General features: G+C 56.8%; 11 protein-coding genes. 6 read left to right on the forward strand and 5 right to left on the reverse strand.

Going from position 1 to position 11396, the window contains the following annotated elements:
• Window positions 1-460: 460 nt before the first annotated feature.
• Window positions 461-967 carry a ferritin-like domain-containing protein gene (locus tag ABVR31_RS22145; RefSeq protein WP_041387188.1) on the forward strand — a complete coding sequence of 169 codons (507 nt, stop codon included), beginning with the start codon at window positions 461-463 and terminating at the stop codon, window positions 965-967.
• A gap of 18 nt (window positions 968-985) precedes the next feature.
• Here the strand turns inward: ABVR31_RS22145 and ABVR31_RS22150 are convergent, their stop codons facing one another.
• Both ABVR31_RS22150 and hpxD read right to left on the reverse strand, forming a co-directional pair.
• Complete coding sequence (locus tag ABVR31_RS22150; protein WP_372774631.1) at window positions 986-1948, reverse strand: 2Fe-2S iron-sulfur cluster-binding protein; 963 nt, start codon at window positions 1946-1948, stop codon at window positions 986-988.
• A 10-nt stretch (window positions 1949-1958) separates the two neighbouring features.
• The gene (gene hpxD, locus ABVR31_RS22155) at window positions 1959-2990 is read right to left on the reverse strand and encodes a molybdenum cofactor-independent xanthine hydroxylase subunit HpxD (RefSeq protein WP_372774633.1); all 1032 of its coding nucleotides are present in this window, start codon (window positions 2988-2990) and stop codon (window positions 1959-1961) included.
• A gap of 137 nt (window positions 2991-3127) precedes the next feature.
• Here hpxD and ABVR31_RS22160 point away from each other — a divergent pair, with 137 nt between their 5' ends.
• Window positions 3128-4054 carry a LysR family transcriptional regulator gene (locus ABVR31_RS22160; RefSeq protein WP_021508717.1) on the forward strand — a complete coding sequence of 309 codons (927 nt, stop codon included), beginning with the start codon at window positions 3128-3130 and terminating at the stop codon, window positions 4052-4054.
• A 6-nt stretch (window positions 4055-4060) separates the two neighbouring features.
• Here the strand turns inward: ABVR31_RS22160 and ABVR31_RS22165 are convergent, their stop codons facing one another.
• The 3 genes from ABVR31_RS22165 to ABVR31_RS22175 form a co-directional block, all read right to left on the reverse strand.
• On the reverse strand, window positions 4061-5386 hold the full coding sequence (locus ABVR31_RS22165) for an MFS transporter (RefSeq protein WP_372774635.1): 1326 nt from the start codon (window positions 5384-5386) through the stop codon (window positions 4061-4063).
• A gap of 269 nt (window positions 5387-5655) precedes the next feature.
• Complete coding sequence (gene map, locus ABVR31_RS22170) at window positions 5656-6441, reverse strand: type I methionyl aminopeptidase (RefSeq protein ID WP_150059739.1); 786 nt, start codon at window positions 6439-6441, stop codon at window positions 5656-5658.
• Window positions 6438-6683: a ParD-like family protein gene (locus ABVR31_RS22175; protein WP_288422328.1), complete on the reverse strand. Its 246-nt coding sequence runs from the start codon at window positions 6681-6683 to the stop codon at window positions 6438-6440. The genes map and ABVR31_RS22175 overlap by 4 nt, the downstream gene beginning before the upstream one ends.
• 291 nt (window positions 6684-6974) lie before the next feature.
• Here ABVR31_RS22175 and ABVR31_RS22180 point away from each other — a divergent pair, with 291 nt between their 5' ends.
• The 4 genes from ABVR31_RS22180 to ABVR31_RS22195 all read left to right on the forward strand — a co-directional run bounded on the left by ABVR31_RS22180 (window position 6975) and on the right by ABVR31_RS22195 (window position 11394).
• The gene (locus ABVR31_RS22180) at window positions 6975-8198 is read left to right on the forward strand and encodes a nitrate regulatory protein (protein ID WP_021508714.1); all 1224 of its coding nucleotides are present in this window, start codon (window positions 6975-6977) and stop codon (window positions 8196-8198) included.
• Window positions 8199-8460: 262 nt separating this feature from the next.
• Complete coding sequence (locus tag ABVR31_RS22185; protein WP_372774638.1) at window positions 8461-9723, forward strand: CmpA/NrtA family ABC transporter substrate-binding protein; 1263 nt, start codon at window positions 8461-8463, stop codon at window positions 9721-9723.
• Window positions 9723-10595, forward strand: a complete 873-nt coding sequence (ntrB, locus tag ABVR31_RS22190) for a nitrate ABC transporter permease (RefSeq protein WP_021508712.1) — start codon at window positions 9723-9725, stop codon at window positions 10593-10595. Before ABVR31_RS22185 ends, ntrB begins: the two co-directional genes overlap by 1 nt.
• A 10-nt stretch (window positions 10596-10605) precedes the next feature.
• Window positions 10606-11394, forward strand: coding sequence for an ABC transporter ATP-binding protein (locus tag ABVR31_RS22195; protein ID WP_021508711.1), 789 nt, complete (start codon window positions 10606-10608; stop codon window positions 11392-11394).
• Window positions 11395-11396: the final 2 nt, after the last annotated feature.

Below are 11396 nucleotides of genomic sequence, written 5' to 3' on the forward strand. Positions count from 1 at the left end.
TCCTTCATTTTTTTCCTCTCAGTTCATACCCGCATGAAGCAAAAATAAATGTAGCGATGTTTTTACCATAATCAAGCCAGGAATAATCTTAACTTTTAATTTACAGCACGTTGGTTGTTTAACTATGAGTCAATTCCAGCTGATTTATTCCGGCAAAACATCTGGGGTGGAATTGTTAACATTTTACTTTCATAAAGGGAAGCATTCTTTTAGCGCCGCTAATGTGATTCGATGAGGTTATGACAATTATCCGCTGTCGCAATTCTTAAAAACCTTTCTTGCACAGCTGCGCTTACTTGCTACGTTTAATTAAGTTGTTCGCCTGGACTTAATTAGCGCTTCGCTTATTTTCAGATAAACAGCCTGAAAGCGATGAGGTAAGAGCGTGCTGCCGGCTCAGTGACGAGCATCCAACGCGGCTGATGTGCCTGGCCGGTGTCACTTTACTTTGGAGCGAAACATGACGAAGGAATCTGTGTATCTGGACTGGCTGCGCGATGCGCATGCTATGGAAAAACACGCGGAAAGCTTGTTGAAAGCGGCGGTGTTACGCCTGACGGAGCATCCCGCATTGCAGACGCGCCTTGAGCAGTATCTTGAGCAAAGTCGTGAACAGCAGCAGCAGGTGAAAACGCTGCTGCGCCAGTATGACAGCAGCTGGTCGGTGCTGAAGGAGTCGTTAGGCCGGATGTCGGCGGTCGGTCAGGCCGCCAGCGACATGCTGCAGGATGAAGAGGGCATCCGTGTGGCCGTCAGCAGCTACGTGTTCTGTAACTATAAAATCGCCACCTACTCAACGTTGCTGGTGGCCGCAGAGCAGGCTGAAGAGGGGGAGGATGTCAGGATCGTGCGGCGCATCCTGCAGCAGGAAAGCCAGATGGCCAGCAGGCTGCTGCAGCTGTTGCCACAGGCGGCAGAAGAAGCCATTGTGCTGCGCACAGAACCTGAGCTTTCCGGCACGGATTAAGTCATTTTGCCGCGCGCCCTAGAGATCAATCACCAGTTCCGCCGATTTGCTGCGCGAGCAGCACAAGGCGATGTACTGCTCCGGGGCGCTTTTTTCGTTGTCAGACTGCACGGTATCGCGATGATCGATCTCTCCGGCGGTGACCCGCGTCAGGCAGGCGCCGCACATGCCCATCGCGCAGGAGAGCGGAACGTCGACGCCATGCTCCAGCAGCACCGTGGCAATGGTTTTGTCAGGTGGAATGGTGCATTGCTGCCCACTGCGTGCCAGCGTCACGGTAAAGCCCTCTTCCGCGCCAGCCGTGCGGACGGCAGGTTTGAACGCTTCAGCGTGAATATTGGCGCTGTCCCAGCCGCGCGCCAGCGCCTGCTGCTGCATGTGCGTCATAAACCCTTCCGGCCCGCACAGGTACAGATGCGTGTCGGCGGCAGCATCAAGCAGTTCCGCCGGTGGATAATCACGGGCGCTGCGGCCTTCGCTGCTGTACCAGATTTCACAAAATCCATGCTGAAAACGCTGCGCCAGTTCGGCGGCAAAAGCTTCATCACCGCGCTGGCGCAAAAAATAATGCAGCACAAAAGGCACGGCGGCGGCCTCCAGCGCCAGCGCCATGGCGTACAGCGGCGTAATGCCAATTCCGGCCGCCAGCAAAATGACTTTAGCGGCCGGTTGCAGAGGAAACAGGTTGCGCGGTGGCGAAATCGCAATCGTCTGGCCGGGGCGCAGCGTGTCGTGCACGTAGCGCGATCCCCCGCGTGATTGCCCGTCGCGGGCAATACAGATTTGATAGCCGCGCGCGTCATCGCAGCGTCCGGTCAGTGAGTACTGACGTATCAGGCCATCACGCAGGTGGACATCAATGTGCGCACCCGGTTGCCAGTCCGGCAGCGGCTGGCCATTTTCCGCCACCAGCGTGACGCTGAGATTGTGACGTCCCTGACGGTACAGGCCATCCACCACCACATTCAGCAGATCACTCATCGTTGCCTCCTTACACCAGGAAAAATTCGCCGAAGCCCATGCGCTTCAGGCCGCGGCGATAAGCAATGGAGCTGCGATCGGCCGGAATATGCGCTTCCAGAGCGAGGTCAAGCGGCAAACGCTCCGGCTGCTGGGTTTCCACCATCAGGCGATCTTCCTCGAACACGCGCTGATTGAAGGCGTGCACCTCTTCGACCGGGATGTGCAGGTCAAAATTACGCGCGATGGGCGCAAACATCCGCGTTTTGCGCGCCGACACCGGCGACGCGGCGTTCATGATCACCAGGCGCGATTCGCCGGGGAAATGAATGGTCAGCGTGGCGGTAAACGGCAGATGCATCTCGAAATGACGCAGCCAGCTAAATCCTTCCGGCGCCTGCTGCGGACTGTCCGCGGCAAAGTTACTCACTGAGCTCCAGTAATCCACGGCAAAGCCGGTCTCGGTTTCGACCGGGTTATAGGCAGGCACTACCTGGTTGTTGGGATCGGCGAAGGTTTCCGTGTGCACCCAGGCGAAGTGCGCCACATCCAGAAAACCTTCCACCTGACGTCCGGCAAAGCCGTTGACGTCAAAACCGGGGCAGTTGATCTGTTGAAAACCGGCATCATCCCAGTGCGGCATGGTGGGCAGCGGCGCGGGCTGGTCAGCATCCGGTGCGAGGCACACCCAAATCAGCCCAAAGCGCTCTTCCACCGCATAGCTGATCAGATTGAGTTTGGCCGGAATCGGCTGATCGGGGCTGGACGGGATGCGATTGCAGCGGCCACCGGCACCGAAGCGCAAGCCGTGATAAGGGCAGACGATACCCTCTTCATCATGAAAACCCAGCGTCAGCGGGACGCCACGATGCGGGCAAACGTCGCGTGCCGCTACCACCTGACCCTGCAGACGATACAGCACCAGCTGCTCGTCAAGCAGCATCGCTTTGGTCGGTGCGCCGGCGATATCACAGGAACGGGCAACCGGATGCCACTGACGCGCCAGACGCAGCCAGTCATCAGGTTCAAACGTGCAGTGTGCGGGAGGCGTAATGTTATTCATGCTGTTGTCCTGTCAGGTGCTCACACAAGGCGAAATAGAAGGCTTCATTTTTGTCAGGACATTGTTAATATGCTTGCCTGTGCAAATCCATCAGCAAGAATGCAGCCAGGTGTTGCAAAAAACCGTACAGGTGAGCAATGAGCCCGTTTTCCCGCTTTGCCGTCTATTTTGCCGAAGTGGCGCGCAGCGGCAGTTTGCGCAAAGCCGCTGAGCAGCTGCACGTTTCCGCTTCCGCCATTAACCGGCAGATTCTGCAGGCGGAAGAGAGTTTTGGTACGCCGCTGTTCGAACGTTTGCCGGAAGGGCTGCGCATGACCACCGCCGGAGAATTGCTGTATGACGATGTGATGCGCTGGCAGCGTGAGTTTCGCGTCACGCGGCAGCGTTTCGATGATATACAGGGACTCAAGCGCGGTAACGTCACGGCCGGGCTGGTGCAGTCGCTGACCAAAGGCAGCGTGGCAGACGCCATTGCCGATATCGCACGCCAGCATCAGTGGCTGCGGCTGGAGCTGACGGTGGACAACAGCCACCGCATCAGCCAGATGATTCGCCAGTCGGAAATCGATTTTGGCCTGATTCTCGATCCCGCCGGGCAGAGCGGACTGGAAGTGCTGGCGTTTGCCGAACTGGAGATGGGCGTGGTGATGGCCGCTGACCATCCGCTTAGCACGAGGCCGCTGCTGTCGCTCAGCGAACTCAGTCATGAGCGGCACATTGTGCCTGGCGCCGCGCTGGTGGTCCACGAACGTGTCGATGCGCTGTACCGCAAGCAGGGCCTGGCGCCGGAAAACATTATCGCCTGTAATGACATCCGCCTGATTCGCAGCCTGATCGCGCAGGGCACCGGCATCAGCGTGCTGAGCCTGCTGGACGTGATGACCGAGGTGCAGGAGAACCAGCTCTGCTTCGTACCGCTCAGGCACAGCGTGATGCGACCGCTGACCCTGGCGCTGTGTACTGCGCCGTCGCGCCAGCTATCGCGGGCGGCGCAGATGGTGATTCAGCGTATGACTGAGGTGATAGAGGCGATGGCCAGTGTCAGGCCCGCAGGCGGGCCGTAATCACGTTCAGTGCCCGGTTTCGGCATGCGGTGCGCGGGTTTTGCTGGCACCGGCACCGCCCGATGGACGGGCGATAATAATACCGAGAATACCGCCGGCAATCAGCGCCATCGCCACAATCAGCAATCCTGAGTGATAACTTTGCGTCGCATCTTTCATTTTTCCCAGCAGCGGCGGTAAACCCAGTCCGACAAAGTTTGCCACCGTATTGATAAAGGCAATCGATGCCGCAGCGGCTACGCCAGCTAATTTTTCTGTGGTCACGGCCCAGAATATTGGCGTCAGGGCAAAGTTAAGCCCGACGGTCAAGACCAGCAAAATATAGGCGAGCAGCAGGCTGCCCGAATAAATCGCGCCGGTTAATGCCAGGCCCGATAAAATTAATGGCAAACCCATATGCCAGGCGCGTTCACCGCTACGATCGGAATGGCGTCCGTTTAAATACATAAATACGCAGGCCATCACAAAGGGCAGGGCGGATAACAGGCTGATAATAAAATTGCTCTGCTCTGCGGCCATGCTTTTAATAATCAACGGCATGAACAGCGTAATGCCGATGGAACCGAACGCCTGTAAAAACCACACCAGACTAAGCAATAACACCGTACGATCTTTTAATGCCTGCAGCCAGGAGTGGTTCTTATTCAGGGTAACACCCAGATTGTCCTGTTCGAGGCGCTGACGCAGCCAGTGTTTTTGCGGTGTAGTTAACCAGACAGCATCGTCGGGCTTATCGGGTAAGCGCCACAGCACCAGACAACCAAGCACCACTGCGGGAATGCCTTCCAGCGCGAAAAGCCAGCGCCAGCCTGCGATATCGGCAATGCCATGCATATTGAGAATGGCACCGGAAATGGGCAGACCAATAATCGACGCGCCCACCGATCCCATATAAAAGAAAGACATTGCCCGTGCGCGGTTACTTTTAGGGAACCAGCAGGAAATATAATAGATAATACCCGGCGCAAAACCGGCTTCGGCCATACCGAGTAAAAAACGCATCACATATAACTGATTGGCGCTATGAACCAGCGCCATGCCGGTACTGACAATACCCCAGGTAATCATAATGCGCGCTATCCAGCGCCGGGCGCCGACTTTGGTCATAATGACATTGCTGGGAATTTCAAACAGAATGTAGGAAATATAGAACATGCCGACACCGAGGCCGTACATGCTGGTGGTAAGCCCGAGATCGGCATTCATTTGCAGCGCAGCGATAGAGATATTGGTTTTATCGAGATTAGCGACAAAATAAGAGATCACGATAAACGGGATGATGCGCTTATTTAATTGACTCAACGTAGAACCAGAAACATCGGAACTTATCATATCCACCTCGTCACGCAGCATTACGCCACTCCGCGCCGGCAGACGGGCGCAAGGGTAGCGATGTCATGAATGATCTGTTTCGCTTGCTAAGCAATAAATGAAGTGCAGCCGAAAAATAAAAATCATTTTATTTCGGTCACGCGGCAGCATTAACTATGCCGATAGTGATGTTGCACATGAGCGATATAAATCGTCATGAGTAAGCAGTGTAGTACAATCTATTTTGATTGTACTACAATAGAGATCACAGATTGGACGATTGGCAGATGTTAAACGATCGCGGCGTAATCACCGGTCCCCTCCGGCCAGGGTGTGAGCAGGTCGAAGCCGGTATCCGTGACGGCAACAGTGTGCTCCCACTGCGCGGACAGGGAGCGATCTTTGGTCACCACCGTCCAGCCATCGGACAGCACGCTGGTGCCCGCTTTACCGGCGTTAATCATGGGCTCAATGGTAAAAATCATGCCAGCCTGCAGCGCCAGCCCCTGGCCCGGCGTGCCGTAATGCAGGATTTGTGGATCGCCGTGGTAGATCTCGCCAACGCCGTGACCGCAATACTCGCGGACCACGGAAAACCCGGCCTTTTCAGCGACCTGCTGAATAGCCGCACCGATATCGCCCAGCGTGGCACCGGGTTTCACCACCCGAATGCCTGCCACCATTGATTCATACGTCACGTCAACCAGGCGCTTAGCGCGTACCGACGGCTGACCGACGAAATACATGCGGCTGGTGTCGCCGTACCAGCCGTCTTTGATGACCGCCACGTCGATATTGACGATGTCGCCGTCTTTGAGCTTTTTCTCGCCCGGAATCCCGTGGCACACCACGTGATTAACCGAGGTGCAAACGGTACGGGTGTAACCCTGATAGCCAATGTTAGCCGGAATGACCTTTAGCTCATTGACAATATAGTCATGACAGCGGCGATCCAGTTCATCGGTGGTAACGCCGGGTTTCACCCAGGGCGCGATCATCTCGAGAACTTTGGCGGCGGCGTGACCGGCGGCGCGCGCCCGTTCAATCTCTTCAGCGGTATGCAGTTTAATACTCATTGCGCGATTCCCTGCGGAATAAAGGAAGGTTGGTCAAGCAGCTGCGCCAGGTCAGCGCCGCCATCACGTTCGACCCGCATCAGCAGGCGCGTCAGTTCCTGATGGCTGAGCTGCGGATAAAGTTCGGCCAGCATGCCGATTTTCATCCAGTGCTCCGCCTGCGCGTTGATCGAACGACTGAGCGCCGTGCTGGCGATGCGCAGGTTCTCATGCATTAAATCCGAAATTTTGACGATACCCATGGCTGGCCTTTATATGAAACGTATATGCTATGTATATAGCATATCCACAACGGCATGATTTGCAAGTTCAGATTTTCGCCTGTCGGTAAATTTGCGAAATTTGTCAGAAAATCAAAAACATTGTTTAGACCACTACGTTCTCGTCTCCACGCGGACCGGGATACTTTTTGGTCATAGAAAGATTTTTATGACCGGGCAGCCGCTGCGATTCTCGTGAAGAGAAATGAGGTGATACGAAAACGGCACGGCTTTTGCTTGACTCACTTTTTGGCATCAAAGGGTGGGGGAGCAATGGATGACGCACTGAGTTGGTTACAGGCCTCAAGGCAAAGCGATATTGCCAGCCTGCAACGCCTTCGCCAGACCGGCAAACTCATTACCACCGTCAGCGAGCTGGTGCATCAGCTTCAGCGCGAGCGGGGGGCGAGCAATCTGTGGATATGTTCAGAAGGCAGGCTTTACGGCGAGCAACGGCTCGCCAGTGAGCAGGATGTGACGCGCTGCCAACGGGATTTTTGCCAGGCCTTACCCAGGGTTGAAGCCCAGCCGGGATACAGCCGCTTCTGCAACCTGATCGCCGCCGCGCTGCAGGCCCTGGCAGGATTACCGGCGTTGCGCCAGCAGATTACGCAACAGCAGATCGCGCACGCGCAGGCCGTTGCGGCGTTCAGTACCATTATCCGTAGCTTACTGAACCTGGTTTTTGAGGCCGCCGACACCGCCAGCCATCCTGACATTACCCGCGCGCTCATTGCGCTGTTCAGCTTTATGCAGGGCAAAGAGCTGACGGGACAGGAACGCGCCCTGGGAGCGGCCGGCTTTGCTGCCGGACAATTCAGCGCGGAGCAGCGCAGCGCCATGGTGGCCTTAATTGAAGCACAGGAACAAAGCTTTTCGACCTTCCAGCAGTTTGCCGATGAGGCGGTTTTACACCACTGGCAGCCGCTGGCGCAGGCCAGTCGTGAAATTGAACGACTGCGACGCATTGCCTGTACCGACGGTCGGCGGGACGACAGTGGCGCGCTGCACTGGTTTTCGCTGCTGTCACAGCGCATCGACCAAATGAAATTGCTGGAGGATCGGCTGTCAGCCACGCTGATGTTGCGCTGCCGCGAGGCGATCGCACTGGCACAGCATCAGGCAGCTGAACCTCTGCATGTGGCGCAGTCGGGCTGCGATTTTACATTATATGTCTCCGGGGTGGACTGGCTGCCCACCGAGTCCGGTGCGCTGAACAGCGACGGGCTGGCACCCCAGCTGGGTCGTTCACTGCTGTCGTTGATCACGGAGCAGTCTCAGCGTTTACAGCATCAGGCCAATGAGCTGGCCACCCTGCGCGCCACGCTGGAAGAGCGCAAACTGCTCGACCAGGCCAAAACCTGGCTGATGCAGCAGCATGGGCTGAGTGAAGAGCACGCCTGGCAACGGCTGCGTAAAAGCGCGATGGATCAGAATAAACGGCTACCGGAAATCGCCCAGGCGATCGTCACGGTGGCAGCCACAATGAAGAGATAACTCTAAAGCGTTAGCTGCACAATGCTTGTGCGTGGTCTGCGTCACAAACGTGCAAAATCGGTTAAAAAACCAGCCCGGCGAAAGCCCTGATCGCCACGCGCAGGGCCGTTTCAAAGCTGGCATGCAGTTTGCTTTACCCTATTAAGTGTATGCATTTGCTTTGCCAACGGCGGTAAAGCGAGTGCTTTTGGATAAAGGCGTCCATCTCCCTGTGAAAGCAGTGGAGAGGACGCCTTTTTTTATTTCCTGAGGGTGGCAAAAAATGAGCAAATCGCCAGTTTCACTGTCTCGACGTCAACTGCTGTTATCCAGCGCCGCCGCTGGCGGGCTGTGGCTGTTGCCGGGATTGCGCAACGCCGTATGGGCGGCGGGTTCCGATGCGCCAGAAAAAGCCACCGTGCGGGTGGGATTTATTCCACTGACCGACTGTGCGCCGGTCGTCATGGCCTCGGTGAAAGGCTTCGACAAAAAATATGGTCTGACGCTACAGCCCAGTAAAGAAGCCAGTTGGGCAGCCGTCCGCGACAAACTGATCTCCGGTGAGCTCGATGCGTCACACGTCCTGTACAGCATGATCTATGGCCTGCAACTGGGCGTTGCCGGCCCTCAGCATGCGATGGCGAACCTGATGACGCTCAATAACAATGGCCAGGCAATCTCCCTGTCGAACCAGCTTAAAGCGCAAAAGGTCACCGATGCCGCCAGCCTGAAAAAGACCATCGACAGCAAGGCCAAAGGCAGTCTCACCTTTGCGCATACCTTTCCGACCAGTACCCACGCGATGTGGCTCTACTACTGGCTGGCGAATGCCGGTATCAATCCATTTGATGACGTGCGCACTGTCGTCGTGCCGCCGCCGCAGATGGTGATGAATATGAAGATTGGCAATATGAGCGGCTTCTGTGTGGGCGAGCCGTGGAATCAGCGCGCTATCAGTGATGATATTGGTTTTACCGTCGCTACCAGTCAGCAGATTTGGCCCGATCACCCCGAAAAAATTCTTGGCACCCGCGCCGCGTGGGTGAAAGAGAACCCCAATACGGCGCGCGCGCTGACGGCGGCTGTCCTGGAGGCGGCACGCTGGATCGATGCCTCCGATGATAACCGCCGCGAAACGGCGCAGGTGCTGGCCGGACGCGCCTGGATCAACACCAAACCTGAGATTCTGCAGGGTCGCATGCTCGGCCAGTACGAAAACGGGCTGGGACAGAAATGGCAGGACCCGCATGCGATGCGCTTCTTCCATGACGGCAGCGTCAGTTTCCCGTATCTGTCCGATGGCATGTGGTTCCTCACCCAGCTTAAGCGCTGGGGAATGCTGACCGAGGATCCGGACTATCTGGGCGTCGCAAAGCAGATCAACCGAATTGATATCTACAAACAGGCAGCGAGCGCCGTCGGCAACATCACGTTGCCCGGCAGTGAGATGCGCAGCAGCACCCTGATCGACGGCAAGGTGTGGGATGGCACGAATCCTGCCGTTTACGCCGCCAGCTTTGCCATTAACCACAAAGAGAGGTCGTGATGAAAAGCCAGACTCGCTCCCTGACGCAGCCTGAGACGCTGCCCACCCGGGCCACGGTGGTGCCCCTTCAGGTCACGCCAAAAAAGATGCGCTCGCCTGCGCGCCTGCGTCCGTTTTTGCAGCGTGCCATTCCCGCGCTGTGCGGTGTGATGCTTCTGCTTCTGATCTGGCAGATCGCGGCCCTTTCCAGCAAAGGCTTTCCCGGCCCGTACGCCACCTGGGAAGCGGCGAAAATCCTGTTCGCCGATCCGTTCTATAACAACGGCCCTAACGATCAGGGCATCGGCTGGAATGTGCTGGCCTCGCTGCAGCGCGTCGCTATCGGCTTTGGCCTGGCCGCGCTGGTGGGGATTCCCGCAGGCTTTCTGCTGGGGCGTTTTGCCTTTGTGGCACGCATGTTCAATCCTGTTATCGCGCTACTGCGTCCGGTCAGCCCGCTGGCCTGGCTGCCTATCGGCCTGCTGCTGTTCCAGCGCGCCGAACCGGCCTCCAGCTGGACCATTTTTATCTGTTCTATCTGGCCGATGATTATTAATACCGCCGAAGGTGTACAGCGCATTCCACAGGATTACCTCAATGTGGCGCGCGTGCTGCAACTGTCGGAATGGACCATCCTGCGCCGCATCCTGTTTCCCGCCGTTCTGCCTGCGGTGCTGACCGGGGTCCGCCTGTCGATTGGTATCGCCTGGCTGGTGATCGTGGCTGCCGAAATGCTGACGGGAGGCCTGGGGATCGGCTTCTGGATCTGGAACGAGTGGAACAACCTCAATGTTGAAAACATCCTGATTGCCATTTTGCTGATTGGCGTCGTCGGCCTGCTACTGGAGCAGGGACTGATGCTGCTGGCGCGTCGCTTTAGCTGGGATAAATAAGGGGAACACTATGCAACCTATCATTCGTGTACAGCAGGTCAGCCAGCGTTTTACCACTTCCGGCGGCGATTTTCTGGCGCTCGATAATGTCAGCTTTGATATTCATCAGGGGGAAACCCTGAGCCTGATCGGCCACTCCGGCTGTGGTAAATCCACGCTGCTCAACCTGATCGCCGGTTTAACCCGACCTACCAGCGGCGTCCTGTTATGCGATAACCGCGAAGTCACCGGCCCCGGCCCTGAGCGCGCCGTTGTGTTTCAAAACCACTCGCTGTTGCCCTGGCTGACGGCGTATCAGAACGTTGAGCTGGCGGTAGAGCAGGTGTTTAAAGGCAAGATGAACAAGGCGGAAATGCGTGACTGGATCGAGCACAACCTGAACCAGGTGCAAATGAGTCATGCCATGCATAAACGCCCCGGCGAGATCTCCGGCGGCATGAAGCAGCGTGTCGGTATCGCCCGCGCGCTGGCAATGAAACCTCGCGTGCTGCTGCTCGACGAACCCTTCGGTGCGCTGGATGCCTTAACGCGCGCGCATCTGCAGGACAGCGTCATGCGCATCCAGCAGGCGCTGAACACCACCATCGTCCTGATTACCCATGATGTGGATGAAGCCGTGTTGCTGTCCGATCGGGTACTGATGATGACCAACGGTCCGGCGGCGCAGGTGGGCGATATCCTGACGATCGACCTGGTCCGGCCGCGTTCACGCGTGGCGCTGGCGGATGACGTGCGTTATCACCAGCTGCGCCAGAAAGTGCTGCATTTTCTCTACGAAAAACAGACTTCGGCGGCATAAGG

Origin of the sequence: Pantoea sp. WEP (genome assembly GCF_041678305.1) — a bacterium.
GTDB classification, from domain to species: domain Bacteria; phylum Pseudomonadota; class Gammaproteobacteria; order Enterobacterales; family Enterobacteriaceae; genus Pantoea; species Pantoea dispersa.

Bases quoted from the DNA above. Each gene is read 5' to 3' on its own strand.
- ABVR31_RS22145 (WP_041387188.1), top strand. From the start codon at position 461: ATGACGAAGGAATCTGTGTATCTGGACTGGCTGCGCGATGCGCATGCT.
- ABVR31_RS22150 (WP_372774631.1), bottom strand. From the start codon at position 1,948: ATGAGTGATCTGCTGAATGTGGTGGTGGATGGCCTGTACCGTCAGGGA.
- hpxD (WP_372774633.1), bottom strand. From the start codon at position 2,990: ATGAATAACATTACGCCTCCCGCACACTGCACGTTTGAACCTGATGAC.
- ABVR31_RS22160 (WP_021508717.1), top strand. From the start codon at position 3,128: ATGAGCCCGTTTTCCCGCTTTGCCGTCTATTTTGCCGAAGTGGCGCGC.
- ABVR31_RS22165 (WP_372774635.1), bottom strand. From the start codon at position 5,386: ATGATAAGTTCCGATGTTTCTGGTTCTACGTTGAGTCAATTAAATAAG.
- map (WP_150059739.1), bottom strand. From the start codon at position 6,441: ATGAGTATTAAACTGCATACCGCTGAAGAGATTGAACGGGCGCGCGCC.
- ABVR31_RS22175 (WP_288422328.1), bottom strand. From the start codon at position 6,683: ATGGGTATCGTCAAAATTTCGGATTTAATGCATGAGAACCTGCGCATC.
- ABVR31_RS22180 (WP_021508714.1), top strand. From the start codon at position 6,975: ATGGATGACGCACTGAGTTGGTTACAGGCCTCAAGGCAAAGCGATATT.
- ABVR31_RS22185 (WP_372774638.1), top strand. From the start codon at position 8,461: ATGAGCAAATCGCCAGTTTCACTGTCTCGACGTCAACTGCTGTTATCC.
- ntrB (WP_021508712.1), top strand. From the start codon at position 9,723: ATGAAAAGCCAGACTCGCTCCCTGACGCAGCCTGAGACGCTGCCCACC.
- ABVR31_RS22195 (WP_021508711.1), top strand. From the start codon at position 10,606: ATGCAACCTATCATTCGTGTACAGCAGGTCAGCCAGCGTTTTACCACT.